The sequence below is a fragment of the Orrella sp. JC864 genome, assembly GCF_037026685.1.
Lineage (GTDB): Bacteria > Pseudomonadota > Gammaproteobacteria > Burkholderiales > Burkholderiaceae_B > Orrella.
This window is the reverse complement of record NZ_JBANET010000004.1, coordinates 202,401-227,564: the sequence shown is the minus strand read 5'-3', so window position 1 is coordinate 227,564 and position 25,164 is coordinate 202,401. Positions and strand designations below refer to the sequence as shown.

Annotated in this window: 23 protein-coding genes; 9 read left to right on the top strand and 14 right to left on the bottom strand. The window is 66.7% G+C overall.

Going from position 1 to position 25,164, the window contains the following annotated elements:
- Positions 1 to 11: 11 nt before the first annotated feature.
- From V8Z80_RS05890 to V8Z80_RS05870, 5 genes are all read right to left on the bottom strand, one after another.
- Positions 12 to 911 carry a TauD/TfdA dioxygenase family protein gene (locus V8Z80_RS05890; RefSeq protein WP_336061343.1) on the bottom strand — a complete coding sequence of 300 codons (900 nt, stop codon included), beginning with the start codon at positions 909 to 911 and terminating at the stop codon, positions 12 to 14.
- A gap of 129 nt (positions 912 to 1,040) precedes the next feature.
- Positions 1,041 to 2,132, bottom strand: a complete 1,092-nt coding sequence (zapE, locus tag V8Z80_RS05885; protein WP_336061342.1) for a cell division protein ZapE — start codon at positions 2,130 to 2,132, stop codon at positions 1,041 to 1,043.
- Positions 2,133 to 2,252: 120 nt separating this feature from the next.
- A complete protein-coding gene (gene lpdA, locus V8Z80_RS05880) occupies positions 2,253 to 3,680 on the bottom strand; it encodes a dihydrolipoyl dehydrogenase (protein ID WP_336061341.1) in 1,428 nt (475 codons plus the stop codon).
- An 18-nt stretch (positions 3,681 to 3,698) separates the two neighbouring features.
- Complete coding sequence (odhB, locus tag V8Z80_RS05875) at positions 3,699 to 4,940, bottom strand: 2-oxoglutarate dehydrogenase complex dihydrolipoyllysine-residue succinyltransferase (RefSeq protein ID WP_155195405.1); 1,242 nt, start codon at positions 4,938 to 4,940, stop codon at positions 3,699 to 3,701.
- A gap of 87 nt (positions 4,941 to 5,027) precedes the next feature.
- Positions 5,028 to 7,895: a 2-oxoglutarate dehydrogenase E1 component gene (locus V8Z80_RS05870; RefSeq protein ID WP_155195406.1), complete on the bottom strand. Its 2,868-nt coding sequence runs from the start codon at positions 7,893 to 7,895 to the stop codon at positions 5,028 to 5,030.
- 417 nt (positions 7,896 to 8,312) lie between these two features.
- Between V8Z80_RS05870 and V8Z80_RS05865 the strand changes: the two genes are divergently transcribed.
- Together V8Z80_RS05865 and V8Z80_RS05860 are read left to right on the top strand one after the other, a co-directional pair.
- Positions 8,313 to 10,607: an NADP-dependent malic enzyme gene (locus tag V8Z80_RS05865; protein WP_155195407.1), complete on the top strand. Its 2,295-nt coding sequence runs from the start codon at positions 8,313 to 8,315 to the stop codon at positions 10,605 to 10,607.
- A gap of 180 nt (positions 10,608 to 10,787) precedes the next feature.
- On the top strand, positions 10,788 to 11,231 hold the full coding sequence (locus tag V8Z80_RS05860) for a DUF2214 family protein (protein WP_155195408.1): 444 nt from the start codon (positions 10,788 to 10,790) through the stop codon (positions 11,229 to 11,231).
- Between the two features lie 390 nt (positions 11,232 to 11,621).
- On the opposite strand, the gene gltA is transcribed toward V8Z80_RS05860, so the two are convergent.
- The 7 genes from gltA to V8Z80_RS05825 form a co-directional block, all read right to left on the bottom strand.
- Positions 11,622 to 12,923: a citrate synthase gene (gene gltA / locus V8Z80_RS05855; RefSeq protein ID WP_336061340.1), complete on the bottom strand. Its 1,302-nt coding sequence runs from the start codon at positions 12,921 to 12,923 to the stop codon at positions 11,622 to 11,624.
- 20 nt (positions 12,924 to 12,943) lie between these two features.
- Complete coding sequence (locus tag V8Z80_RS05850) at positions 12,944 to 13,204, bottom strand: succinate dehydrogenase assembly factor 2 (RefSeq protein WP_155197512.1); 261 nt, start codon at positions 13,202 to 13,204, stop codon at positions 12,944 to 12,946.
- Positions 13,205 to 13,220: 16 nt separating this feature from the next.
- Positions 13,221 to 13,937: a succinate dehydrogenase iron-sulfur subunit gene (locus V8Z80_RS05845; RefSeq protein ID WP_336061339.1), complete on the bottom strand. Its 717-nt coding sequence runs from the start codon at positions 13,935 to 13,937 to the stop codon at positions 13,221 to 13,223.
- 13 nt (positions 13,938 to 13,950) lie between these two features.
- Complete coding sequence (sdhA, locus tag V8Z80_RS05840) at positions 13,951 to 15,729, bottom strand: succinate dehydrogenase flavoprotein subunit (RefSeq protein ID WP_336061338.1); 1,779 nt, start codon at positions 15,727 to 15,729, stop codon at positions 13,951 to 13,953.
- A gap of 3 nt (positions 15,730 to 15,732) precedes the next feature.
- Positions 15,733 to 16,116, bottom strand: coding sequence for a succinate dehydrogenase, hydrophobic membrane anchor protein (gene sdhD / locus V8Z80_RS05835; RefSeq protein ID WP_155197272.1), 384 nt, complete (start codon positions 16,114 to 16,116; stop codon positions 15,733 to 15,735).
- A complete protein-coding gene (gene sdhC, locus V8Z80_RS05830; RefSeq protein ID WP_336061337.1) occupies positions 16,117 to 16,530 on the bottom strand; it encodes a succinate dehydrogenase, cytochrome b556 subunit in 414 nt (137 codons plus the stop codon). It lies immediately after the preceding gene.
- 125 nt (positions 16,531 to 16,655) lie between these two features.
- Positions 16,656 to 17,438, bottom strand: coding sequence for a GntR family transcriptional regulator (locus V8Z80_RS05825; protein WP_155197274.1), 783 nt, complete (start codon positions 17,436 to 17,438; stop codon positions 16,656 to 16,658).
- A 312-nt stretch (positions 17,439 to 17,750) separates the two neighbouring features.
- Here V8Z80_RS05825 and V8Z80_RS05820 point away from each other — a divergent pair, with 312 nt between their 5' ends.
- The 6 genes from V8Z80_RS05820 to V8Z80_RS05795 all read left to right on the top strand — a co-directional run bounded on the left by V8Z80_RS05820 (position 17,751) and on the right by V8Z80_RS05795 (position 23,470).
- Positions 17,751 to 18,737 carry a malate dehydrogenase gene (locus tag V8Z80_RS05820; protein WP_155197275.1) on the top strand — a complete coding sequence of 329 codons (987 nt, stop codon included), beginning with the start codon at positions 17,751 to 17,753 and terminating at the stop codon, positions 18,735 to 18,737.
- 260 nt (positions 18,738 to 18,997) lie between these two features.
- Positions 18,998 to 19,888, top strand: coding sequence for a methylisocitrate lyase (gene prpB / locus V8Z80_RS05815; protein ID WP_155197276.1), 891 nt, complete (start codon positions 18,998 to 19,000; stop codon positions 19,886 to 19,888).
- A gap of 47 nt (positions 19,889 to 19,935) precedes the next feature.
- On the top strand, positions 19,936 to 21,126 hold the full coding sequence (prpC, locus tag V8Z80_RS05810) for a bifunctional 2-methylcitrate synthase/citrate synthase (protein WP_336061336.1): 1,191 nt from the start codon (positions 19,936 to 19,938) through the stop codon (positions 21,124 to 21,126).
- 88 nt (positions 21,127 to 21,214) lie between these two features.
- Positions 21,215 to 22,669, top strand: a complete 1,455-nt coding sequence (locus V8Z80_RS05805; protein WP_336061335.1) for a bifunctional 2-methylcitrate dehydratase/aconitate hydratase — start codon at positions 21,215 to 21,217, stop codon at positions 22,667 to 22,669.
- A 113-nt stretch (positions 22,670 to 22,782) separates the two neighbouring features.
- The gene (locus V8Z80_RS05800) at positions 22,783 to 23,184 is read left to right on the top strand and encodes a hypothetical protein (RefSeq protein ID WP_155195582.1); all 402 of its coding nucleotides are present in this window, start codon (positions 22,783 to 22,785) and stop codon (positions 23,182 to 23,184) included.
- 10 nt (positions 23,185 to 23,194) lie between these two features.
- Positions 23,195 to 23,470 carry a GNAT family N-acetyltransferase gene (locus tag V8Z80_RS05795; RefSeq protein WP_155195583.1) on the top strand — a complete coding sequence of 92 codons (276 nt, stop codon included), beginning with the start codon at positions 23,195 to 23,197 and terminating at the stop codon, positions 23,468 to 23,470.
- A 24-nt stretch (positions 23,471 to 23,494) separates the two neighbouring features.
- On the opposite strand, the gene V8Z80_RS05790 is transcribed toward V8Z80_RS05795, so the two are convergent.
- Entirely contained in the window at positions 23,495 to 24,256 is a 762-nt protein-coding gene (locus V8Z80_RS05790; protein WP_155195584.1) for a TSUP family transporter, read from the bottom strand.
- Positions 24,257 to 24,381: 125 nt separating this feature from the next.
- Here V8Z80_RS05790 and V8Z80_RS05785 point away from each other — a divergent pair, with 125 nt between their 5' ends.
- Positions 24,382 to 24,786 (top strand): YchJ family protein, encoded by a 405-nt coding sequence (locus tag V8Z80_RS05785; protein ID WP_155195585.1) that lies wholly within the window; start codon positions 24,382 to 24,384, stop codon positions 24,784 to 24,786.
- A 36-nt stretch (positions 24,787 to 24,822) separates the two neighbouring features.
- Here the strand turns inward: V8Z80_RS05785 and V8Z80_RS05780 are convergent, their stop codons facing one another.
- Positions 24,823 to 24,975, bottom strand: a complete 153-nt coding sequence (locus tag V8Z80_RS05780; RefSeq protein ID WP_336061334.1) for a hypothetical protein — start codon at positions 24,973 to 24,975, stop codon at positions 24,823 to 24,825.
- Positions 24,976 to 25,164: the final 189 nt, after the last annotated feature.

Genomic DNA, 25,164 nt, shown 5'->3' with positions numbered 1-25,164 from the left:
CCCATCCGGACCTAGAGCGCAATGCCTGCGGGGACGACGGCCATGCGCGGCGGTTCGCCCTCCAGCGTCGTGCGGTACATGGTGCGGACGTATTTCCCGTCATCGAAGCCGGTGGCGCAATGCTGCGTACAACGGTTGTCCCACAACACGGCATCGCCCGGCAACCATTGCTGGCGGAAAATGAAACGCGGCTGCTGCGCGAACTGCTGCAGATAGGCAATGAGCCTGCGTCCTTCCTCGGGCGGCAGGCCTTCGACGTCAACCGCCCAGCGGCCGATGTACAGCGCCGTGCGTCCGCTGCGCGGATGCTCGCGCGCCAGCGGATGGAACACGTCGGGCCGCTCCCGCTTTTGCTCCTCGGTCAGCGGCTCCATATAGGGATAGTGCACGGCATGCAGGTCTATCCGGCTGTAGCGGGCGCGCCGCCCGGCAATGGCTTGCTTGACGTTGGCCGGCAAGGCCTCGTAGGCGGCGTACATGTCCACGAACAAGGTATCGCCGCGCTCGGGCGGCACCCGGCGCGCATACAGCAGCGAACCGGCATTGGGAACGCGCTTGTCCTCGCCGTCGGTATGAAAGCCCTCGCCGGCGCGCCGCAGGCCCGCCTCGCCCGCCGCATCGACGGGGGCCGGCCGTGCCGGATCCTCCTTGCTGGCATTGGACACCACGAAGACCTCTGGATAGCCCTCGAGATTGAACTTCAGCGGCGTCATGACATGCAGCGGGCCGAAGCGACGGGTAAAGGCGATGTGCTGCGCCGGCGTCAGGTCCAGGCCCCGAAAGCGCAGGATGCTATGGCGCAGCCAAGCCTGCTCGATGAGCCGGAACTGGTCGTCGCTGACTTCCAGTTGCGGCGATATGCCGGCCACGTCCGCGCCGAAACCGTTTTCGAAAGGAATAATCTGCACCACGATGCTGGCCCCCTGTTTGGATGGAGCACAGTATCTGCCCGGGCAGGCGCGGGTGTCGAACGGGTTTTTATTGGATCGCGGCCAATTTTTTCTTGCCGCCGGGGGCCCGCCCGGGCGCGGCGGGATGGCCTACAGCACCGCGGCGGCCCGGCGTTCGGATTCCAGGTACTCGCGCGACTGCATCTCCAGGATGCGCGAGACCGTCCGATGGAATTCGTTGGCCAGCGTGCCCTCGGTGTAGATCTCCTCGGGCGGGCACTCGGCCGACATGATCAGCTTGACCTTGTGGTCGTAGAACACGTCCACCAGCCAGGTAAAGCGCCTGGCTTCCGAGGCCTGGCGCGGGGCCATGCGCGGCACGCCGGACAGGATCACGGCATGGAAGCGGCTGGCCAGCTCCAGGTAGTCGTTCTGCGAACGCGGCCCGCCGCACAAGGTGGCGAAATCGAACCACACCACGCTGCCGGCCAGCTTGCGCGCCCGGATCTCGCGGTGCTCGATGCGCAGCACCGGCTCTTGCGGCGCGGTGTCGGCCAGCCGGTCGAAGGCTTCGGACAGGGCCTGCTCGGCCGCCTCGTCCAGGGGCTGGTGGTAGCTTTGCACCTGCTCGAGCGAGCGGCGCCGGTAGTCCACGCCGGCGTCCACGTTCATCACGTCCATGCGGTCCTGGATCAGCTTGATCGCCGGCAGGATGCGGTCGCGGTGCAGGCCCTCGGGATACAGCGTGGACGGCTCGTAGTTCGAGGTCATCACGAACGAGACCCCGTTCTCGAACAGCTTGAGCAGCAGCCGATAAAGAATCATCGCATCGGCCACGTCCGAGACATGGAACTCGTCGAAGCAGATCAGCCGGTAACGCTTGGCGATACGGCGCGCCACTTCGTCCAGCGGATCGGACGTGCCCTTGACCTCGTCCAGTTCTCGATGCACGCCGCGCATGAACTCGTGGAAATGCAGGCGCGCCTTGCGCTGCACCGGCACGGTGGCGTAGAAGGCGTCCATCAGGAAGCTCTTGCCGCGCCCGACGCCGCCCCACATATAGACGCCGCGCGGCACCTCGGGACGCCGGATCAGGCGCTTGATGCGATTGGCACGCTGCTTCTTGAACTCGACCCAATCGTCGTAGAAACGCTGCAGGCGCCCGATCGCGGCACCCTGCGCCGCATCGGGCGCGTAGCCGCGCTCGCTCAAGGCCTTGTGATAGTAGTCGAGGACATTCATGAAGAGGAGTCCCCCCGAGACGCTTACGCGCCTTCCCCAGGGGCGCGCCCGCGGACTGGCAAAGCCAGCTCCGCGGCGCCCCGCTCGGGCCGGGGTTCTTAAGGGTGCGTCCGGGCGGCCTTAGAAGTTCAGCGTGCGCTTGTCCACCGCCAGCGCGGCTTCCTTCATGGCCTCGGACAGGGTCGGATGCGCATGGCAGATGCGGGCGATGTCCTCGGCGGCGCCGCGGAACTCCATGATGGTGACCGCCTCGGAGATCAGCTCGGAGGCCATGGGGCCGACGATGTGCACGCCCAGCACCTCGTCGGTCTTGGCGTCGGCCAGCACCTTGACGAAGCCCGTGGTGTCTCCCAGCGCGCGGGCGCGTCCGTTGGCCAGGAAGGGGAAGCTGCCGGCCTTGTATTCGCGGCCGTCCTTCTTGAGCTGCTGCTCGGTCTGGCCCACCCACGCGATTTCCGGCGAGGTGTAGATCACCCACGGGATCGTGGCGAAGTTGACGTGGCCGTGCTGGCCGGCGATGCGTTCGGCCACCGCCACGCCCTCTTCCTCGGCCTTGTGCGCAAGCATGGGGCCGCGCACCACGTCGCCCACCGCCCAGACATTGGCCAGGTTGGTCTTGCAGTCTTCGTCCACGACGACAAAGCCGCGCTCGTCGAGCTTCAGGCCCACCGCCTCGGCGTTCAGGCCGCCGGTATAGGGCACCCGGCCGATCGAGACGATCAGCTTGTCCACCACCAGCTTCTGCTCGGCGCCCGCGCTGTCGGTATAGGGCACGGTCACCTGCTTGGCCGAAGTCTTGATCTCGCCCAGCTTGACGCCCAGCTTGATGTCCAGGCCCTGCTTGGTGAAGACCTTCAGGGCCTCCTTGGCGACCTGCTGGTCGGCCGCGGCCAGGAACTCGGGCATGGCTTCGAGCACGGTGACTTCCGCACCCAGGCGGCGCCACACGCTGCCCATTTCCAGGCCGATCACGCCGGCGCCGATCACGCCCAGCTTCTTGGGCACGGCCTCGATGTTCAGCGCGCCGTCGTTGGACAGCACCTGCTTCTCGTCGAAGGGCAGGCCCGGCAGCTCGCGCGCCGACGAACCGGTGGCCACGATCACGTGCTTGGCCACGAGCTCTTCCTCGGTGGTGCCGCTGACCTTGACCGACCAGCCGCCCTCGACCTGGCCGCCGAAGGCGCCCTTGCCGTGGAAGAAGGTGACCTTGTTCTTCTTGAACAGGTACAGGATGCCTTCGTTGTTCTGCTTGACCACGGCGTTCTTGCGGCCGACCATCTTGTCGACCTTGATGCTCACGCCCTTGACCTCGATACCGTGGTCGGCGAAGTGGTGGTTGGCCTGCTCGAAATGCTCGGACGACTGCAGCAGCGCCTTCGAGGGTATGCACCCGACGTTGGTGCACGTGCCGCCGGGAGCCGGGCCGCCCTGGCCGTTCTGCCAGGCGTCGATGCAGGCCACCGACATGCCCAGCTGGGCGGCGCGGATGGCGGCGATGTAACCGCCAGGACCGGCGCCGATCACGACTACGTCAAACTGTTTGGACATGATGTTCCTTGGCAATGATTACAGGTCCAGCAGCAGACGCTGCGGATCTTCCAGCGCTTCCTTCATGGCCACCAGGCCCAGCACCGCTTCGCGGCCATCGATGATGCGATGGTCGTAGGACAGGGCCAGGTAGTTGATGGGGCGGATCACGATCTGGCCGTTCTCGACCACGGGGCGTTCGCGGGTGGCGTGCACGCCCAGGATGGCCGACTGCGGCGGGTTGATGATGGGGGTGGACAGCATCGAGCCGAACACGCCGCCGTTGGAGATCGAGAACGTGCCGCCGGTCAGCTCTTCCAGGCCCAGCTTGCCCTCGGCCGCGCGCTTGCCGAAATCGCCGATCTGCTTCTCGATCTCGGCGATGGTGAGCTGGTCGGCGTTGCGCAGGATGGGCACCACCAGGCCGCGCGGGCTGCCCACGGCGATGCCGATGTCGAAGTAGCCGTGGTAGATGATGTCCTTGCCATCCACCGAGGCGTTGAGCAGCGGGAACTTCTTGAGCGCGGCCACGGCGGCCTTGACGAAGAAGGACATGAAGCCCAGCTTGACGCCGTGCTCTTTCTCGAACTTTTCCTTGTACTTGTTGCGCAGGTCGATCACGCCCTGCATGTTGACCTCGTTGAAGGTCGTGAGAATGGCGTTTTCCTGTTGCGATTGCAGCAGGCGCTCGGCCACGCGGGCGCGCAGGCGGCTCATGGCCACGCGCTGCTCGGGGCGGCCGTCCAGCGACTGGCTGGGCGCGGGCGCGGCGGGCGCGGCCGGGGCGCCGGCCTTGCTTTCGCCCGCGGCCAGGGCGTCGCCCTTGGTGATGCGCCCGCCCCGGCCGGTGCCTTGGACGTCTTCGGCGTTCACACCCTTGTCGGCCAGGATCTTGGCGGCTGCGGGCGAGGCGGCGGTCGAGGCCGAGGACTTGGCTGCGGAGGCGGCCTGCTGTTGCGGCGCGGGGGCGGCAGCGGCTTCGGTGGCGGCCTTGGGCGCTTCGGCAGCCGGCGCCGTGGCGGGCTGGGCCGCCGCCTTGGCCTCGGTGTCGATGCGGGCGATGACTTCGCCGGAGGTCACGGTGCTGCCGTCGCCCTTGACGATTTCGGACAGCACGCCTGCCTGGGGCGCGGGCACTTCGAGCACGACCTTGTCGGTCTCGATCTCGATCAGGATTTCATCGGCTTCGACCGCCGCGCCAGGCTGCTTCTTCCAGGTGAGCAGGGTCGCTTCGGACACCGATTCGGACAGTTGGGGGACAACAACGTCGGTAATGGCCATGATTCTTGATTCCGTGAAATGGGGTGGATTCGTTGTCCGCGCACGGCCGGACAAGGCCGTGCGCGAGGATGCGTTTGATCGACTGCCTTACTTGGTGACCGAATAGCCCTTGAACTTGCCGAAGGCCTGCTCGATGAGCGCCTTCTGCTGCTCCTGGTGCTTGGCAAGGTAGCCCACGGCCGGCGAAGCCGACGCGGGGCGTCCCGCGTAGCCCAGCTTCTGTCCCGAGCTCATGTTCTCCCACAGGTGATGCTGGATATAGAACCAGGGGCCCTGGTTCTGCGGCTCGTCCTGCACCCACACCACTTCGGTGGCCTTGGTGTACTTGCCCAGCTCGGCTTCGAAGGTCTTGTGCGCGAAGGGATAGAGCTGCTCGACGCGGATGATCGCCACGTCGCCGGCTCCGCGCTCGCGGCGGGCGTTGACCAGGTCGTAGTACACCTTGCCCGAGCACACCAGCACGCGCTTGACGGCTTCGTCCTTGATGGCGTCGTCGACCTCGCCGATGACCGGCCGGAAGCTGCCGCCGGCCAGGTCCGACAGCGGCGAGCCGGCGTCCTTGTTGCGCAGCAGCGACTTGGGCGTGAAGATGACCAGCGGCTTGCGGAAGGGCCGGATCATCTGGCGGCGCAGCAGGTGGAAGATCTGCGCGGCGGTGGTCGGCTGCACGGCCTGGATGTTGTTGTCCGCGCACAGCTGCAGGAAGCGCTCGATACGCGCCGAGGAGTGCTCGGGGCCCTGCCCTTCGTAGCCGTGGGGCAGCATCATGGTCAGGCCGGACTGGCGGCCCCACTTGGCTTCGCCCGAGACGATGAACTGGTCGATCACGACCTGCGCGCCGTTGACGAAGTCGCCGAACTGCGCTTCCCAGATGGTCAGCGTGTTGGGCTCGGCCGAGGAATAGCCGTATTCGAAGGCCAGCACGGCCTCTTCGGACAGCACCGAGTCGATCACCACGAAAGGCGCCTGGCCTTCGGAGACGTTCTGCAGCGGCACGTAGGTACCGTCGTTCCAGCGCTCGCGGTTCTGGTCGTGCAGCACGGCGTGGCGGTGGGTGAAGGTGCCGCGGCCCGAATCCTGGCCGGTGATGCGCACGGCATAGCCCGAAGCCACCAGCGTGGCGAAGGCCAGGTGCTCGCCCATGCCCCAGTCCAGGTTCAGCTCGCCCTTGGCCATGTTGCGGCGGTCGTTCAGCAGCTTGGCCACCAGCGGATGCACGGTAAAGCCATCGGGCACGGTGGTGATGCGCTCGCCGATGCGCTTGAGCTCGGCCAGCGGTACGGCCGTGTCGGCCTGGTCGGTCCACTTGGCGCCCAGGAAGGGCGACCAGTCGATGGCGTACTTGCTCTTGTAGTCGGTGAGCACCGGCTCGACGGTGCGCTGGCCGTCGTCCATGAGCTGGCGGTAGTCCTTGACCATCTGCTCGGCATCGCCCTCGGCCAGCACGCCTTGCGCCAGCAGGCGATCGGCGTACAGCTTGCGGGTGCCGGGGTGGTGGCCGATGCGCTTGTACATCAGCGGCTGCGTCAGCGAGGGGGTGTCCTGCTCGTTGTGGCCCAGCTTGCGGAAGCAGACGATGTCCACCACCACGTCGTGATGGAAGGTGCGGCGGTAGTCCAGCGCCAGCTGGGTGACGAACACCACCGCTTCGGGATCGTCGCCGTTGACGTGAAACACCGGGGCCTCGATCATCTTGACCACGTCGGTGCAGTACAGCGTGGACCGGGAATCGCGCGGGTCGGAGGTGGTGAAGCCGATCTGGTTGTTGATGACGATGTGGACCGTGCCGCCCGTGCCGTAGCCGCGGGTCTGCGCCAGGTTCAGCGTTTCCATCACCACGCCCTGGCCGGCGAAGGCCGCATCGCCGTGCACCAGCACCGGCAGCACCTGCGAGCCTTCCTTGTCGGCGCGGCGCTCCTGGCGCGCGCGCACGCTGCCCTCGACCACCGGGTTGACGATTTCCAGGTGCGAGGGGTTGAAGGCCAGCGACAGGTGCACGGGGCCGCCGCGCGTGGAAACGTCGCTGGAAAAGCCGTTGTGGTACTTGACGTCGCCGTCGGTCAGGCCTTCGGCATGCTTGCCTTCGAACTCGGCAAAGAGGTCGCCGGGCATCTTGCCCATGATGTTGACCAGCATGTTCAGGCGGCCGCGGTGGGCCATGCCGACCACGATCTCCTGCACGCCGGTTTCGCCGGCATGGTTGACCAGCTCGTCCATCGCGGCGATGAAGCTCTCGCCGCCTTCGAGCGAGAAGCGCTTCTGGCCGACGTACTTGGTGTGCAGGTAGCGCTCCAGGCCTTCGGCCTCGGTCAGCTGCTGCAGGATGTGGCGCTTTTGCTCGGGCGTGAACTCGGGCGTGGCCAGGCGGGTTTCCAGGCGCTCCTGGATCCAGCGCTTGGCGGCCGGATCGGAGATGTACATGAACTCGGCGCCCACCGAGCGGCAATAGGTGTCACGCAGCGCCTTCAGGATGTCGCGCAGCGTCATCGAGGTGGCGGTGGTGAAGTAGGTGTTGGTCGCCGCGTAGACCTGGTCCAGGTCGGCTTCGGTCAGGCCGTAGAAGGACGGGTCCAGCTCGGGGATGGGCGGACGGTCCTGGCGCTTGAGCGGATCGAGGTCGGCCCAGCGCGAGCCCAGCGAACGGTATGCGGCGATCAGCGTCTGGACGACCACCTGCTTGCTGGCCACGGACAGGTCCGGCTCGGCCTTGCGCGCCGCGAAGGCGTTGGCGCGGGCGCGCTGCGCGAAGGACTGGACGATGGGGGCGTGCGCCTGGTCGCGGGTGGATTCCTGGCCATCGGCGGCCGGTTGATGCTGCAGCTGGTCGAAATACTCGCGCCAGTTCTCAGGAACCGAGCCGGGATTGTCGAGATACGCCTCGTAGAGTTCCTCTACGTAGGGGGCGTTGCCGCCAAACAAATAAGAGTTGGATAAACTTTCTTTTTCCGATGACATATGACGCTTCACCTATCCGGGTGCTTCACCCGTTTACGATGCAGGAAAACCTTCCGCGACACGGTCCAACCGTTAAGCGGATAGCGGGGCAGAAGGCGCTTTACAAGCCTTGATAGCCTATCCTGGCAGTATAACGCCAACCTCCGGGGCGTGCCGGCCCCGCCCAGAAAAAAGCTCCCGCGCCACGCCGCCTGCCAACTTCCCCGCACCCAGCGCTTTTTCCCGCGTGCTGCCCGATCCGTCTTCTCTCCTGGCCACGCCATGCTGCTGCGCAGCACAAGACATTGCCCGGCAAGCGCGCATTTTCTGGTCAAATGAACGGTTCGGCCGCCGGGCCACCCCCGCGCGGCCTTCGCAGGCCCCCACCCCGCCGGCCCCTTCTTCTTTTCGCAACAACGGGCAGCTTTCCGCAGAGCAATGGACGACAAACTCACCAAACTGGCGCTGGACTACCACGCCTATCCCACCCCCGGCAAGATTTCCGTCACCCCCACCAAGCCGCTGGCCAACCAGGACGATCTTTCGCTGGCCTATTCGCCCGGCGTGGCGATTGCCTGCATGGCCATCCACGGCGAAGGCGAGGCCGCGGCGGCCAAGTACACCTCGCGCGCGAACCTGGTGGGCGTGATCACCAACGGCACCGCCGTGCTCGGGCTGGGCAACATCGGCCCCCTGGCGGCCAAGCCGGTGATGGAAGGCAAGGGTTGCCTGTTCAAGAAATTCGCCGGCATCGACGTGTTCGACATCGAGCTGGCCGAGACCGACCCGGACAAGCTGGTGGACATCATCGCCGCCCTGGAGCCCACGCTGGGCGGGGTCAACCTGGAGGACATCAAGGCGCCCGAGTGCTTCTACATCGAGAAGAAGCTGCGCGAGCGCATGAAGATCCCGGTCTTTCACGACGACCAGCACGGCACGGCCATCATCTCCTCGGCCGCCATCCTCAATGGCCTGAAGGTGGTAGGCAAGGACATCGGGCAGGTCAAGCTGGTGTGCTCGGGCGCCGGCGCGGCGGCCATCGCCTGCCTGGACCTGCTGGTGCACCTGGGGATCAAGCGCGAGAACATCTACGTGACCGACTCGCGCGGCGTGATCTGGGAAGGCCGCGAAGAAAACATGGAGCCCAACAAGAAGCGCTATGCGCAGGCCACGTCCGCCCGTACGCTGGCCGACATCATGGTCGACTGCGACGTCTTCCTGGGCTGCTCGACCGCCGGCGTGCTGACCGGCGAAATGGTCAAGACCATGGCGCGCCAGCCGCTCATCCTGGCCCTGGCCAATCCCGAGCCCGAGATCCGGCCCGAGGTCGCCAAGGCCGCGCGCCCGGACTGCATCATCGCCACCGGCCGCTCGGACTATCCGAACCAGGTCAACAACGTGCTGTGCTTTCCCTTCATTTTCCGCGGGGCCATGGATGCCGGCGCCACCCGCATCACCGAGGAAATGAAGCTGGCCTGCGTCTACGCCATCGCCGAGCTGGCCGAGGCCGAGCAGAACGACGAAGTCGCGCGCGCCTATGCCGGCCAGGAGCTGAGCTTCGGCCCGGACTACATCATTCCCAAGCCCTTCGACCCGCGCCTGATCGTCAAGATCGCACCGGCCGTGGCGCAGGCCGCGGCCGACTCGGGCGTGGCCACGCGTCCCATCGAGGACATGGACGCCTACCGCCACCAGCTCGGCGCCTTCGTCTATCACTCGGGCCAGCTGATGCGCCCGCTGTTCAAGCAGGCGCAGCAGGCGCCCAAGCGCGTCATCTATGCCGACGGCGAGGACGAGCGCGTGCTGCGCGCGGTGCAGACCGTGGTCGACGAAAAGCTGGCTCACCCCATCCTCATCGGCCGGCCGGCCGTGATCGGCATGCGCATCAAGAAGTACGGCCTGCGCCTGGAGGCCGGCCGCAACATCGAGATCGTCGATCCCGAGGACGACAGCCGCTACAACGAAACCTGGAACGCCTACTACAAGCTCAAGGGCCGCCAGGGCGTCACGCCCAACATCGCCAAGGCCATGGTGCGCAAGCACAACACGCTGATCGGCGTGATGCTGCTGCAGCGCGGCGACGGCGATGCGCTGCTGTGCGGGGTGGCCAGCCGCTACGACAACCAGCTCAAGTACGTGGACGAAGTCATCGGCCGCAAGCCCGGCGCGCAGACCTACGCGGCCATGAACGTGCTGATGCTGCCCGACCAGACGCTGTTCATCTGCGATACGCACGTCAACGAGAACCCTTCGGCCGCCGAGATCGCCGACATCACCATCCAGGCGGCCGAGGAGATGCGCCGCTTCGGCGTCGAGCCCAAGATCGCGCTGCTGTCGCACTCGAACTTCGGCAGCCGCCCGACCGAATCCTCGCTGAAGATGGCGCAGGCGCGCCGCCTGGTGGTCGAGCGCGCGCCCGACCTGGAGGTGGACGGCGAGATGCACGCCGACGCGGCCCTGTCCGAGCAGATCCGCCTGGCGGCCTATCCGGACAGCGCGCTCAAGGGGCGCGCCAACCTGCTGATCACGCCCAACCTGGACACCGGCAACATCACCTACAACATGCTGAAGATGACCGGCAGCCACGGCATCGCCATGGGGCCGATCCTGCTGGGCGCGGCACGGCCCGTGCACATCCTGACCACCTCGGCCACCGTGCGGCGCATCATCAACATGACGGCCCTGGCCGTGGTCGATGCGCAGCAGGAGGCGGGCCAGGCGCCGCTGGCCTAAGCGCCGCAGCGCCGGCGCTTGCCGGGGCCAGCGCCCCGGCGCGGCGCCGTCTCCGCAGGCCGGCTTGGCCCGGCCGCGGGACGGTCCGCGCCGGGGCGTTTTATTTTCCTGTCGCAAGACGGCCCTAGAATAGGCGCACGATCGGCGGGCCGGCCCGGCCCGCCCTGACCGGAGACCGTCATGCTGCAAGACGCCCTGCTGGCCTGGCTGCATTACCTGGCCATCTTCCTGCTCATCACCGCCCTGGCCGCGCAGGCCACCCTGCTGCGCCCGGGCCTGGCGGCGGCCACGGCCCTGCGCCTGGCCAACTACGACAGGCTGTACCTGGCCTGCGCGATCGCCGCCCTGGCCACCGGCCTGGCGCGGCTGATGCTGGGCCCCAAGGGCACGGCCTTCTACATGTCCAACGGCTGGTTCCACGCCAAGATGGCGCTGTTCGTGCTCATCGGCCTGTGCTCCATCCCCCCCACCCTGCAGTACCTGCGCTGGCGCAAGGCCGGCCGCGACGCCGGCTTCGTGCCGGCCGACGCCCACGTGCGGCGTGCGCGGCGCTGGGTGATGGTGCAGGCGCACTTGATCGTGCTGTTGCCGCTGTTCGCGGCCTTGATGGCGCGAGGGATTTGAGGGTGCTGGCGGGGGAGTGAGCGGGGTGGCGACGGCTTCAGGCCAATGGTACGACGCCACGCTATCTGCGCTCGCCCGCCCCTGAAATCTTCGGCCCTGCCCCGCTGCCCCTTCCCCTCAAATTCCGCGGTCGAATGCGAAAGAAGGGGCGCCTGCGCGCCCCGCTTGAGCGGCCCTGCAAAGTCTTTCTCTTTTCAACCGGGGCAGCAGAAGAATGCAAGAACGACTCCGCCCCCAGCGCCGGAACACATCCAGACTACGCAGTCCGCCGAGGCCGGGCGGGGTGGCGGGCGATTTCTGGCGCCAGGCGCGGCGCAACCGCGCCGCACGGCGACGGCATCGCCCGACGCCCCGACCGGACTCGGCGGACGTGTTCAAACGCCGAACAACCTACCGCTTGGGCACGTCACGCGGCACGTGGCCGGTGAACAACTGGCGCGGGCGGCCGATCTTGTAGTCGGGATCGGACAGCATTTCGTTCCACTGGGCGATCCAGCCCACCGTGCGGGCCAGCGCGAAGATGGCCGTGAACAGCGAGGTCGGGATGCCGATGGCGCGCTGCACGATGCCCGAATAAAAGTCGACGTTGGGATAGAGCTTGCGCTGCACGAAGTAGTCGTCTTCCAGCGCGATGCGCTCCAGTTCCATGGCCAGCTTGAACAGCGGGTCGTTTTCCAGGCCCAGCGACTGCAGCACTTCCTTGCAGGTCTCCTGCATGAGCTTGGCGCGCGGGTCGTAGTTCTTGTAGACGCGGTGGCCAAAGCCCATCAGGCGCACGCCCGAGGACTTGTCCTTGACCTTCTCCATGAACTCGCCGACCTTGGCCACGCCGCCGTTGGCCTGCAGCTCTTCGAGCATCTGCAGGCACGCTTCGTTGGCGCCGCCGTGGGCCGGGCCCCACAGGCAGGCCACGCCGGCCGAGATGGCGGCAAAGGGATTGGTGCCCGAGGAGCCGCACAGGCGCACAGTCGAGGTCGAGGCGTTCTGCTCGTGGTCGGCGTGCAGGATGAAGATGCGGTCCAGCGCGCGCTCGACCACTTCGTTGACCTTGTATTCCTCGCAAGGCGTGGCAAACATCATGCGCAGGAAGTTGCCCGTGTAGGACAGGTCATTCTGCGGATAGATGTAAGGCTGGCCTTGCGAATACTTGTAGGCCATGGCGACCAGCGTGGGCATCTTGGCGATCAGGCGGATCGCCGAGATGTGGCGGTGCTGCGGATTGGTGATGTCGGTCGAGTCGTGATAGAAGGCCGAAAGCGCGCCCACCAGGCCGGTCAGCACGGCCATCGGATGGGCGTCGCGGCGAAAGCCCCGCAGGAAGAAATGCAGCTGCTCGTTGACCATCGTGTGATGGGTGACCTGCGAGTCGAAGTCGGTCTTCTGCTCGGCATTGGGCAGCTCGCCGTTCAGGATCAGGTAGCAGATGTCCAGGAAGTCGCAATTGACCGCCAGTTGCTCGATGGGATAGCCGCGATAGAGCAGCTCGCCCTTGTCGCCGTCGATGTACGTGATGCCCGACTCGCAGGCGGCCGTGGACATGAAGCCCGGGTCGAACGTGAACATGCCCGTCTGACCATACAACTTGCGGATGTCGATGACATCCGGACCGACCGTGCCCTGGTAGATCGGAAACTCCACGGAAGGGGAGTTGTCGGAAAAGCTCAGGACGGCCTTCTTGTCGGACAATTTCATGGAAATTCCTCTCGAAAAAATCAGGTCTCGCGCAAGCGGCGGAGCACGTCGCGCACTGGCGGCGTATCCAGCTTGCCTTCGGGCTCGGTGCGTCCCAGCAGCAGGTCCATGAGGTCGTTGTCGCCCTCTTCGAACAGCTGCGTGAGCGCGGCCACGTCTGCGTTGGTCAACGTCTGTTCATGCGCATCAAGAAAACGCGTGATGATCAGGTCGTTCTCGAGCAGCCCCCGGCGGGCGCGCCAGCGCAGGCGGGTGCGATCCAGGTCGGAGAGCGTGCTCATGAAAGGCCCCTGTCCATCAAACCGCGCGGCGAACCAGAAGTTCCTTGATCTTGCCGATCGCGCGAGTCGGGTTCAGTCCCTTGGGACAGACATCGACGCAGTTCATGATCGTATGGCAACGGAACAGCCGGTACGGATCCTCGAGATTGTCCAGGCGCTCGCCAGTGGCCTCGTCGCGGCTGTCGGCGATGAAGCGGTAGGCCTGCAGCAGGCCGGCCGGGCCGACGAACTTGTCGGGGTTCCACCAGAACGACGGGCACGAGGTCGAGCAGCAGGCGCACAGGATGCACTCGTAGAGACCGTCGAGCTCTTCGCGGGCCTCGGGCGACTGCAGGCGCTCTTTCTCGGGCGGCGGCGCGTCGTTGATCAGGTAGGGCTTGACCGAGTGATACTGGTTGAAGAAGTGCGTCATGTCCACGATCAGGTCGCGGATCACGGGCAGGCCAGGCAAGGGACGCAGGACGATGGGCTCCTTGAGCTCGCGCAGGTTAGTGGTACAGGCAAGCCCGTTCTTCCCGTTGATGTTCATGGCGTCCGAGCCGCACACGCCCTCGCGGCAGGAGCGGCGCAGGGCCAGGCTGTCGTCCACGTCGTTCTTGATGCGCACCAGCGCGTCGAGCAGCATCTTGTCGGTGGGCTGCAGCTCGACTTCCAGCTTCTGCATGTAGGGCCGCTCGTCCTTGTCCGGGTCGTAGCGGTAGATCTCGAACTTCACGATTCGTTTGGTGCTCATTGCAGCGTCCTGCTCAGAAAGTCCGCGCCTTGGGCGGGAAGGAATCAACGGTCAGCGGCTTCATCTGGACGGGCTTGTAGTCCAGGCGGCTGCCCTCGGAATACCAGAGGGTGTGCTTGAGCCAGTTCTCGTCGTCGCGGTTGGGATGGTCGTCCAGCGCATGCGCGCCGCGGCTCTCGGTGCGCTTGGAGGCCGACAGGATGGTGGCGCGGGCCACCTCGGTCATGTTGGACAGCTCCAGCGCCTCGACGCGGGCGGTATTGAAGACCTTGGACTTGTCCTTGAAGGACACGTGCTGGGCCTGCTGGGCCAGCTCCTCGATCTGTCCCACGCCCTCTTCCAGCAGCTTGAGCGTGCGGAACACGCCGCAATGACGCTGCATGGAGACGCGGATGGCGTTGGCCACGTCCTGCACCTTCTCGGTGCCGGTGCCGTTCTCTAGCTTGTCCACGCGGCCCAGCGAGAAGTCCACCGCCTCGGCCGGCAGCGGCTGGTGGGCATGCTGGCGCTCCAGGTGCTGGCTGACGATGTGGTTGCCCGCGGCGCGGCCAAAGACCACCAGGTCCAGCAGCGAATTGGTGCCCAGGCGGTTGGCGCCGTGCACCGACACCGCCGCGCATTCGCCGATGGCGTACAGGCCGTTGACGACCTGGCTCTGGCCGTCTTTCCAGTGCACGACCTGGCCGTGGTAGTTGGCCGGGATGCCGCCCATCTGGTAGTGGATGGTGGGCACGACCGGGATGGGCTCCTTGATGGGATCGACGTTGCCGAACTTGATGGCGATCTCGCGGATCGAGGGCAGGCGCTTCTGGATGGTCTCGGCGCCCAGGTGATCGAGCTTGAGCACCACGTAGCTGCCGTCCGGACCGCAGCCGCGGCCTTCCTTGATCTCCTGGTCCATGGAGCGGGACACGAAATCGCGCGGAGCCAGGTCCTTGAGGGTGGGCGCATAGCGCTCCATGAAGCGCTCGCCGTCCTTGTTCAGCAGGATGCCGCCCTCGCCGCGCACGCCTTCGGTGATCAGCACGCCCGCGCCGGCCACGCCGGTGGGGTGGAACTGCCAGAACTCCATGTCCTGCAGCGCCAGGCCGGCGCGCGCGGCCATGCCCAGGCCGTCGCCGGTGTTGATGAAGGCATTGGTCGAAGCGGCCCAGATCCGGCCCGCGCCGCCGGTGGCCAGCACCGTGGTCTTGGCTTCCAGGATATAGATATCGCCCGTTTCCATTTCCAGCGCGGTCACGCCCAGCACGTCGCCGGCATCGTTGCGCAGCAGGTCCAGCGCCATCCATTCGACGAAGAACTGCGTGCGGGCCGCCACGTTGCGCTGGTAGAGCGTGTGCAGCAGCGCGTGGCCGGTACGGTCGGCAGCGGCACAGGCGCGCTGCACGGGCTTCTCGCCGAAGTTGGCGGTATGGCCGCCGAACGGGCGCTGGTAGATCGTGCCGTTGGCATTGCGGTCGAAGGGCATGCCGAAGTGCTCGAGCTCATACACGGCGTTGGGCGCTTCGCGGCACATGAACTCGATGGCGTCCTGGTCGCCCAGCCAGTCCGAACCCTTGACGGTGTCGTACATGTGCCAGTACCAGTTGTCTTCGCTCATGTTGCCCAGCGAGGCGCCGATGCCGCCCTGGGCGGCGACGGTGTGCGAGCGCGTGGGGAACACCTTGGAGAGCACCGCCACGGAGAGCCCGGCCTGGGCCAGTTGCAGCGAGCAACGCATGCCGGCGCCGCCGGCGCCCACCACGACAACATCGAACTGGCGGCGGGGCAAAGATTTCTTGACAGCGACCACGGCTTAGAGTCTCCAGAGGATTTGCGCGAAATACACGATCGAGGCGACCAGCCACAGAACGGTCAGGACTTGCAGGAACAGGCGGGTGCCGACGGGACGGACGTAGTCCATCCAGATGTCGCGCACGCCGATCCAGGCGTGCCAGGCCAGTGCCAGGAAGGCCAGCATGGCCAGGATCTGGCCCACGGGCAGCATGAAAACGGTAAAGGTGAACAGGGCGCGCCAGTTCTCATAGGTGAAGGCGGGCATGACCAGGATGCCGATGGCCAGCACCAGGGTGTAGACGGCCAGGATGATGGCCGTGACACGCTGGACCAGGAAGTCCTTCATGCCGTAGTGCGCGCCGACCACCAGGCGGGTCGGGCCGTAGTTCTTGGGCGTTGCCATTTACCAAGCTCCGAACAGTTTGAGGGCGAAGACCAGGGTCAGCGCCAGGCTGACGCCGAACACCACGCCGGCGCTTTTCTGCGCGGACGCCTTGTCCAGTCCCATGTGCAGGTCCAGCACCAGGTAGCGGATGCCGGCACAGAAGTGATGCAGGTAGCCCCAGATCAGGACCAGCATGACCAGCTTGACGATGGGATTGCCGAAAACCGTGGCCATCTGGGCAAAACCCGCCTCGGACGATACGCTCATGGCGAACAACGGCAGGATCACCAGCGGCAAGCAGAGAAACAGCAGCGCGCCGCTGATACGGTGCAGGATGGAGAGCTTGCCGGCCAGCGGCAGCCGGTACTTCATGAGTTGGGGCAATGTGAGATTGCGATACTGCGGGCGCGCTTTGGCAGCAGAGTCGGTCATGGGGACGGCCTCGGTTCAAACAAACTTGGGAAACTGATCGAAAAAAACTATAGGCAAACGCTCTATTTTCGCCGATGTAAGCAAGCGGTTCAAATCGACATAAAAAACCTTGTCAATTCAAAACCCTATCCATTGAGACTATTTCGGTAGTGGTAACGCTCGGTCAGATACTGGCCGCGCCGCCACTCCACCGGCCGGTTGCCGTAGGTATACGAAACCCGTTCGACCTGCAGCAGCGGCGTGCCGGGCTCGGCCTGCAGCAGCGCGGCCGCTTCCTGGCCCGCGGCCACGGCCCGCAGCTTCTCGTCGGCGCGCACCATGCTCACGCCGAACTCGGTCTCGAACAGGCCGTAGAGCGGGCCGCGATAGCCGGCCAGCAGCTCGGCGGTCAGGCCCTTGAACAGGCTGCCCGCCAGCCAGATGTCGTCCAGCACGGTGGGCACGCCGCCGAAGGTGAGCACGCGGCGGATATTGACCGCCGCATCGCCGCTGCGCAGCTCCAGCACCCGGGCCACCTCGGCGCCGGCCCGCACGCGGCGGCAATCGATGATGCGGCTTTCGGCCCGCTCGCCTTCGACGCCGTCGTCCGGCGCCAGGCGCAGGAAGCGGTAGCGGGTGCGCGGCTCCAGGTGCGTGGCCACGAAAGTGCCCTTGCCCTGGCGGCGCAGCAGCAGGTGCTCGGCGGCCAGCTCGTCGATGGCCTTGCGCACCGTTCCCTGGCTGACCTGGTAGCGCGCCGCCAGGTCGAACTCGCTGGGAATGGCCTCGCCCGGCCGCCACTCGCCCTTTTCCAGGCTTTCGACGATCAGGGCCTTGATCTGCCGGTACAGCGGGCTGAACGCGGCTGCCGCGCCGGGCTGGCGCGACGGCCGGGACGGGCTGTCGGAAGGGGAACGCGGATCGCTCATGAGGTGGTGGTGTGCGCAGGGCCGGCCACGCAGGCACGGCGGGGCTGGGCGCGATTGTCGCACAGGCGCGCGCCGCGGGTCCAGACTCTTTTGTCTTATATAAGATATAAGACAATTGACGCTCCGCGCGGATTCCTCTACGATTTCCGGCACTTTTCCCGGGGCCGCCCTTGGCTGGGCGGCCCTTGCACCGGCTGCCGCAACGGCCGGGGGCCGCGGCGCCAGGCCGCCTCGCGGCCCCCGCCAAATCGGTACACTGGCAGATGGGATCCTAGAAACCAACTGTCCCTCACTCAATACGGAGATCGTTTCATGTCCAAGCCAGCCATGCGCGTAGCCGTCACCGGCGCCGCCGGCCAAATCGGTTACGCCCTCTTGTTCCGCATCGCCTCGGGCGAAATGCTGGGCAAGGACCAGCCGGTCATTCTGCAACTGCTCGAAATTCCCGACGAGAAGGCCCAGAAGGCGCTCAAGGGCGTCATCATGGAGCTGGACGATTGCGCCTTCCCGCTGCTGCAGGAAGTGACCGCGCACAGCGATCCGCGTACCGCCTTCAAGGATGCCGACGTGGCCCTGCTGGTGGGCGCGCGCCCCCGCGGCCCCGGCATGGAGCGCAAGGACCTGCTGTCGGTCAACGCCCAGATCTTCACCGCCCAGGGCAAGGCGCTGAACGAGGTCGCCAGCCGCGACGTCAAGGTGCTGGTGGTCGGCAACCCGGCCAACACCAACGCCTACATCGCCATGAAGTCGGCGCCGGACCTGCCTGCCAAGAACTTCACCGCCATGCTGCGCCTGGACCACAACCGCGCGCTGTCGCAGCTGGCCGCCAAGGCCGGCGTGGCCGTGGCCGACATCGAGAAGCTGGTGGTGTGGGGCAACCACTCGCCCACCATGTACCCGGACATCCGCTTTGCCACCGTCGGCGGCAAGAGCCTGAAGGACCTGGTCAACGACGAGGCCTGGAACCGCGACGTCTTCATCCCCACCGTGGGCAAGCGCGGCGCCGCCATCATCGAGGCGCGCGGCCTGTCCTCGGCCGCCTCGGCCGCCAACGCCGCCATCGACCACGTGCGCGACTGGGTGCTGGGCAGCCAGGGCAAGTGGGTCACGATGGGCGTGCCCTCGGACGGCTCCTACGGCATTCCCGAAGGGATCGTCTACGGCGTGCCGGTGACCACCGAAAACGGCGAGTACACCCGCGTCAAGGACCTGGAGATCGACGCGTTCTCGCGCGAGCGCCTGGACTTCACCCTCAAGGAGCTGCTCGAGGAGCGCGACGGGGTCAAAGACTTGCTGTAACCCCCGAGAGGCGCGTACGCGCCTCCCCCCTCCAGGGGGCGCGCCTGCGGACCGGAAGGAAAGCCCACCCCCGAGGCGCTGTGCGCCTTCCCCCTCCAGGGGGCGCGCCTGCGGACCGGCGGAGCCCGGTTCCGCGGCGCCCCGGTCGGGCCGGGGTATTTAAGTAAGACGTAAGACTGAAATACCAGCATTTGGCAATACCCGCTTGCAGCGGCCCGAAGGGCCGGGTTTTTAAGTACACCTAGATACCGGAGACCACCATGTCACGACCCGAATCCGCCGGCGCCCTGTTCCGCGCCGCGCTGGCTGCGGAAAAGCCGCTGCAGATCATCGGCGCGATCAACGCCAACCATGCGCTGCTGGCCAAGCGGGCCGGCTTTCGCGCCATCTACCTGTCCGGCGGCGGCGTGGCGGCCGGGTCGCTGGGGCTGCCCGACCTGGGCATCAATACGCTGGACGACGTGCTGACCGACGTGCGCCGCATCACCGACGTATGCGATACGCCGCTGCTGGTGGACATCGACACCGGCTTCGGCCCTTCGGCCTTCAACATCGCGCGCACCGTCAAGAGCCTGATCAAGTTCGGCGCGGCGGCCTGCCACATCGAGGACCAGGTCGGGGCCAAGCGCTGCGGCCACCGGCCCGGCAAGGAAATCGTCAGCACCCAGGAAATGGCCGACCGTGTGCGCGCGGCCGTGGATGCGCGCACCGATAGCGATTTCTTCATCATCGCCCGCACCGACGCGATCGCCGTGCATGGCGTGGACGCCGCCATCGAGCGGGCCCTGGCCTGCGTCCAGGCCGGCGCCGATGCGATCTTCGCCGAGGCGGCCTACGACCTGCCCACCTACCAGCGCTTCGTCGATGCGGTGAAGGTGCCCGTGCTGGCCAACATCACCGAGTTCGGCAAGACGCCGCTGTTCACGGTGGAGGAACTGCGCGGGGCCGGCGTGTCGATGGTGCTCTATCCGCTGTCGGCCTTCCGCGCCATGAACAAGGCCGCGGAAATGGTCTACCAGAGCGTGCGCCGCGACGGCCACCAGAAGAACGTGGTCGACCTGATGCAGACGCGCGACGAACTGTACGACCGTATCGGCTATCACGATTTCGAACAGAAGCTCGATGCGCTGTTCGCCCAGAGCAAGACCTGAGCACAACCCGCAAACGCATTCCCCCATCGGAACAGGAGCAAAGAGACATGGCGACGTCCCAGAACAGCAAGAAGACCGAGCAGGCGGCCCCCGCGGAAAAACCCGGCTTCAAGCCCAAGAAATCGGTGGCGCTTTCGGGCGTGGTGGCGGGCAATACCGCGCTATGCACCGTCGGACGCACCGGCAATGACCTGCACTACCGCGGCTACGACATCCTGGACGTGGCAGACACCTGCGAGTTCGAGGAGATCGCCCACCTGCTGGTGCACGGCAAGCTGCCCACGCGCGCCGAACTGCGGGCCTACAAGGAGCGCCTGCGCGCCCTGCGCGGGCTGCCCGCGGCCCTGCAGACCGCGCTCGAGGCCCTGCCGGCCTCGTCGCACCCGATGGACGTGATGCGCACCGCCGTGTCCGTGCTGGGCTGCGTGCTGCCGGAAAAGGACGACCACAACATTCCGGGCGCGCGCGACATCGCCGACCGCCTGATGGCCAACCTGGGCTCGGCGCTGCTGTACTGGTACCACTACAGCCACAACGGCCACGTCATCGACGTGCAGACCGACGACGACAGCATCGGCGGCCATTTCCTGCACCTGCTGCATGGCAGCAAGCCCAGCGATGAATGGGTCAAGGCCATGCATACCTCGCTGATCCTGTACGCCGAGCACGAGTTCAACGCCTCGACCTTCACCTGCCGCGTGGTGGCGGGCACCGGCTCGGACATGTATTCGGCCATCGCAGGCGGGATCGGCGCGCTGCGCGGACCCAAGCATGGCGGGGCCAACGAGGTCGCCTTCGAGGTGCAGAAGCGCTATGACACGCCGGACGAGGCCGAGGCCGACATCCGCCGCCGCGTCGAGAACAAGGAAGTGATCATCGGCTTCGGGCACCCGGTCTATACCGTCTCGGACCCGCGCAACAAGGTGATCAAGGAGGTCGCCCGCAAGCTTTCCAAGTCGGCCGGCAACACCAAGATGTTCGACATCGCCGAACGCCTGGAAACGGTGATGTGGGACGCCAAGAAGATGTTCCCCAACCTGGACTGGTTCTCGGCCGTCTCCTACCACATGATGGGCGTGCCCACCGCGATGTTCACCCCGCTGTTCGTGATCGCGCGCACGGCGGGCTGGTCGGCCCACATCATCGAGCAGCGCATCGACAACAAGATCATCCGGCCCACCGCCAACTACACCGGTCCGGAGAACCTGAAGTTCGTGCCCCTCGACAAGCGCAGGTAAGCCCCTGCGCACGCCGCCCCTTCCCGCCCGGGACGGGGCGCGCCCGCGGCGCGGCGCCGGCCGCGGGCCACCGCCACAGGAGCCAGCGATGTCCGCCCATGCCTGCCCAGCCGCCCGCCCCGCGCCCGACCAGGTGCTGTGCGATATCGCCGATTACGTGATCGGCTACGAGATCGACAGCGAGCTGGCCTACGAGACGGCGCGGCACTGCCTGATCGATACCCTGGGCTGCGGCCTGCAAGCGCTGGCGTATCCGGCCTGCGCCAAGCTGCTCGGGCCGATCGTGCCCGGCACGGTGGTGCCGCACGGGGCCAGGGTCCCGGGCACGCAGTTCCAGCTCGATCCGGTCCAGGCGGCCTTCAACATCGGCACGATGGTGCGCTGGCTGGATTTCAACGACACCTGGCTGGCGGCCGAATGGGGCCACCCCTCGGACAACCTGGGCGGCATCCTGGCAACCGCCGACTGGCTCTCGCGCAATGCCGTGGCTGCCGGCAAGCAGCCCCTGGCCATGCGCCAGGTGCTCACCGCCATGATCAAGGCGCACGAGATCCAGGGGTGCATCGCGCTGGAGAACGCCTTCAACGCGGTGGGCCTGGATCACGTCGTGCTGGTCAAGGTGGCCTCGACCGCGGTGGTGGCGCACATGCTGGGGCTGGACCGTGACGAGATCATCGCGGCGCTGTCGCTGGCATGGGTGGACGGCCAGAGCCTGCGCACCTACCGCCATGCGCCCAACACCGGCAGCCGCAAGAGCTGGGCGGCGGGCGATGCCACCAGCCGTGCGGTGCGGCTGGCGCTGATGGCCGCCAAGGGAGAAATGGGCTATCCCTCGGCGCTGACGGCCAGGACCTGGGGCTTTTACGACGTGCTGTTCAAGGGCAGGCCCTTCGTCTTCCAGCGCCCCTACGGCAGCTACGTGATGGAGAACGTGCTGTTCAAGGTTTCCTATCCGGCCGAGTTCCACGGGCAGACGGCGGTCGAGTGCGCCATGCAGCTGCACGAGCGCCTGCGCGCGGCCGGCAGGAGCGCCCAGGACATCGCGCGCATCACCTTGCGCACCCACCAGGCCTGCCTGCGCATCATCGACAAGACCGGCCCATTGCACAACCCGGCCGACCGCGACCACTGCGTGCAGTACATGGTGGCGGTGGCGCTGCTGTTCGGGCGGCTGACGGCGGCCGACTACGAGGACGAGGCGGCCAGCGACCCGCGCATCGACGCGCTGCGCGGCAAGATCGAATGCGTGGAGGATCCGGCCTTTACCCGCAGCTATCACGACCCGGACCGGCGCGCCATCCCCAATGGCCTGACCGTGCATCTGCGCGACGGCAGCCAGCTGCCGGAAGTGGTGTGCGAATACCCGCTGGGCCACAAGCGGCGCCGCGCCGAAGGCCTGCCGCTGCTGCAGGCCAAGTTCCGCGCCAACCTGGCCCGGCGCTTTGCGCAGCGCCAGCAGCAGCGCATCCTGCAGGCCTCGCTGGATGCGCGCGTGCTCGAGGCGATGCCGGTGCACGAATACGTCGACCTGTACGTGGTCTGAAGCGCCCGGCCCCGCCGCCGCTGCACGCAAGGCGCCGCTCCGGTAGCATAGAAGGGCCAGCTACGTCTTTCCGCCTTTTTGTGCCCGGCCCCGCCGGCGCGCCCGTTCCCGCCATGCAAAGCTATCTTTACCCTGCCCTGTCCATCGCCTTCAGCCTGTTCGTCGCCTGCGCGAGCGTGTTCCTGATCTCCGGCGTCTATCTTTACTTCTTCAAGCTGGATCGCACCAACGCGGTGATGAAGCATCCCTATCTGCAGCACCAGCCCTTTCACCGCTATCCCCGCTCGCTGCAGATGGGCATGCTGCTGGACTATTTTTTCCGGCTGGCCTTTCCCAACAGCCAGTTCTCGCTGATCGGCCACGCCAACCGGCAACTGGCCCACGTCGATCCCAAGGCCGTGCCCACCGACGTCAAATGGCCGCTGTTGGGCCTGTGGGGCGGCTGCTGGGTCGGCCTGGCGGCGATGATCGCCGTCTGGATCCTGCTTGCGCTGGGCGCAAGCGCCCCCGCCTGAGGAGTCCTCCATGACGACCGAAGTCCATCATCATCCCGAACACTCCCGCTTCGAGGCCGAAGTCGACGGCCACCTGTGCGTGCTCGACTACCTGCTGCACGAGCGGACGATGACCATCACCCACACCGGCGTGCCCGCCGCGGTCGGCGGGCGCGGCATCGCCGCGGACCTGACCCGCGTGGCGCTGGACACGGCCCAGGCCCAGGGCTGGAAGGTCGTGCCGGCCTGCTCCTATGCCGCCGCCTACCTGCGGCGGCACCCGCAATACCAGGGCCTGCTGGCCTAGGGGCGGACAGGCTTGCGCGGCGCGCTAGCGCAAGAAGCCGGCCGCGCCCTGGCCCAACAGCCCCAGGCCGGCCGCCGCCAGCAGCAGCAGGACCAGGCGCCGGACCAGGCGCACCGACTGGATGGGGCCGTAGCGCTGTACCAGCCAGGTCGTGGCGATCACCACCGGAATGGCCTGCAGGCTCATCCAGACGGTGGTGAGCGTGAAGGCGCCGTCCTTGACCATCAGCAGCAGGCGCCACAAGGAATTGGCCGCAAACAGCACGACCAGCGAATGGCGGATGGTGTCCAGCGGCAGGGGCTGGCGATAGAACAGGTAGACGATGGGCGGGCCGGAGGCCGAAAACAGGCCACCGAGCACGCCCGAGAGCGCGCCCACCGCCGCGAAGGGCCCGGCCCCCGAGACCTGTGCGAAAGGCCGGGAGCGGGCCCCCAGCAGCAGGGCGCAGCCCAGGATGGTCGCGCCCAGCAGCATCTGCAGCGCCATCGCGGCATCGGCGCTGAAACGGTGCAGCAGCCACACGCCCAAGGGCACGCACAGCAAACTGGCCGCCACGGCGGGCAGCAGCTGCGGCTTGGCCAGCACGGGCCGGCGGCGGGCAAAAAGCGCGGCCAGGTTGGCCAGCACCAATATGCTGATGACGTTGGTGACTTCGACCAGCGGCGCAATTGCCAGCACGCTGGTCAGGCCCAGCAGCACCAGGCCGAAGGCAAAGCCGGTCAGCGTCTGCGCGCCGGTGGCCAGGGCAACGCACAACAGAAAGATAACGTGATCCAGCAGGCTCATCGGGCTACCTTCGTGCCGCGCACGCCGGTATCGGCCCCGGCACGGCCGGGCTGGCGCATGGCACACGGGCCGTCGGCCCAATCTTCTAGTTATTAAAAGACTGGATACTACGCCTATTTTGAAATATGGACAGCGAGCCCCTTTCCTTCTCCATGCCCTGCCCCTGCGGCAGCGCGCTTGCCTATGGCGCATGTTGCGGCCGCTGGCACCACGGTCCGCAGCGGCTGGCCGCCCCCGACGCGCAGGCGCTGATGCGCTCGCGCTACAGCGCCTATGTGCTCGACGAGCTGGACTACCTGCTGCAGACCTGGGATCCGGCCACCCGCCCACCGGCGGTCGCGCCCAACCCGCCCGGCCTGAAATGGCTGGGACTGGCGATCAAGCGCCATGAGCGGCAGGACGAGGACCATGCCGTGGTGGAGTTCGTGGCGCGCAGCCGCCTGCACGGACGCGCGCACCGGATGCACGAGACCAGCCGCTTCGTGCGGCGCGAGGGGCGCTGGTTCTACGTGGACGGGGACATGGCCTGAACGCCGGGCGCGGCCGGGGCGCGCCGCCCCATCCGTTCAGCAGTTGCCCTTCTTGGCCTGGCCTGGCGGGCAAAAGCCGCGGTCGATCCCGTAGGGGTCGACAACCACCGAGGCATCGCGGGTGTGGACCGCGCAGCCCCCCAGCATGAGACAGGCCAGCACGAGGGCGGCAAGGGTGTGATGCTTCATCTCGATACTCCCGAAGTCGTTGCGCAGACAATGATAGGCCTTTTGCCGCCCGCTTCCGGAACGAGTGGGACCGGCGGCGGTTCCGCATGTCTTATATAAGATATAAGACTATTGCCGCCCCGCCCTGCTTACCGTACAATCGCCCGCCATAACCCTTCGACCAACCCGACCTTAAGCAGGCCCGCCTCC

What these genes read in the sequence shown, in the direction of transcription:
- V8Z80_RS05845 (WP_336061339.1), bottom strand. Translation starts at nt 13,937, where the DNA reads ATGAGCACCAAACGAATCGTGAAGTTCGAGATCTACCGCTACGACCCG.
- zapE (WP_336061342.1), bottom strand. Translation starts at nt 2,132, where the DNA reads ATGAATGTCCTCGACTACTATCACAAGGCCTTGAGCGAGCGCGGCTAC.
- V8Z80_RS05825 (WP_155197274.1), bottom strand. Translation starts at nt 17,438, where the DNA reads ATGAGCGATCCGCGTTCCCCTTCCGACAGCCCGTCCCGGCCGTCGCGC.
- V8Z80_RS05785 (WP_155195585.1), top strand. Translation starts at nt 24,382, where the DNA reads ATGGACAGCGAGCCCCTTTCCTTCTCCATGCCCTGCCCCTGCGGCAGC.
- sdhC (WP_336061337.1), bottom strand. Translation starts at nt 16,530, where the DNA reads ATGACCGACTCTGCTGCCAAAGCGCGCCCGCAGTATCGCAATCTCACA.
- V8Z80_RS05800 (WP_155195582.1), top strand. Translation starts at nt 22,783, where the DNA reads ATGCAAAGCTATCTTTACCCTGCCCTGTCCATCGCCTTCAGCCTGTTC.
- V8Z80_RS05870 (WP_155195406.1), bottom strand. Translation starts at nt 7,895, where the DNA reads ATGTCATCGGAAAAAGAAAGTTTATCCAACTCTTATTTGTTTGGCGGC.
- V8Z80_RS05860 (WP_155195408.1), top strand. Translation starts at nt 10,788, where the DNA reads ATGCTGCAAGACGCCCTGCTGGCCTGGCTGCATTACCTGGCCATCTTC.
- prpC (WP_336061336.1), top strand. Translation starts at nt 19,936, where the DNA reads ATGGCGACGTCCCAGAACAGCAAGAAGACCGAGCAGGCGGCCCCCGCG.
- odhB (WP_155195405.1), bottom strand. Translation starts at nt 4,940, where the DNA reads ATGGCCATTACCGACGTTGTTGTCCCCCAACTGTCCGAATCGGTGTCC.
- V8Z80_RS05850 (WP_155197512.1), bottom strand. Translation starts at nt 13,204, where the DNA reads ATGAGCACGCTCTCCGACCTGGATCGCACCCGCCTGCGCTGGCGCGCC.
- V8Z80_RS05790 (WP_155195584.1), bottom strand. Translation starts at nt 24,256, where the DNA reads ATGAGCCTGCTGGATCACGTTATCTTTCTGTTGTGCGTTGCCCTGGCC.
- prpB (WP_155197276.1), top strand. Translation starts at nt 18,998, where the DNA reads ATGTCACGACCCGAATCCGCCGGCGCCCTGTTCCGCGCCGCGCTGGCT.
- V8Z80_RS05820 (WP_155197275.1), top strand. Translation starts at nt 17,751, where the DNA reads ATGTCCAAGCCAGCCATGCGCGTAGCCGTCACCGGCGCCGCCGGCCAA.
- V8Z80_RS05865 (WP_155195407.1), top strand. Translation starts at nt 8,313, where the DNA reads ATGGACGACAAACTCACCAAACTGGCGCTGGACTACCACGCCTATCCC.
- lpdA (WP_336061341.1), bottom strand. Translation starts at nt 3,680, where the DNA reads ATGTCCAAACAGTTTGACGTAGTCGTGATCGGCGCCGGTCCTGGCGGT.
- V8Z80_RS05795 (WP_155195583.1), top strand. Translation starts at nt 23,195, where the DNA reads ATGACGACCGAAGTCCATCATCATCCCGAACACTCCCGCTTCGAGGCC.
- gltA (WP_336061340.1), bottom strand. Translation starts at nt 12,923, where the DNA reads ATGAAATTGTCCGACAAGAAGGCCGTCCTGAGCTTTTCCGACAACTCC.
- sdhD (WP_155197272.1), bottom strand. Translation starts at nt 16,116, where the DNA reads ATGGCAACGCCCAAGAACTACGGCCCGACCCGCCTGGTGGTCGGCGCG.
- V8Z80_RS05805 (WP_336061335.1), top strand. Translation starts at nt 21,215, where the DNA reads ATGTCCGCCCATGCCTGCCCAGCCGCCCGCCCCGCGCCCGACCAGGTG.
- V8Z80_RS05780 (WP_336061334.1), bottom strand. Translation starts at nt 24,975, where the DNA reads ATGAAGCATCACACCCTTGCCGCCCTCGTGCTGGCCTGTCTCATGCTG.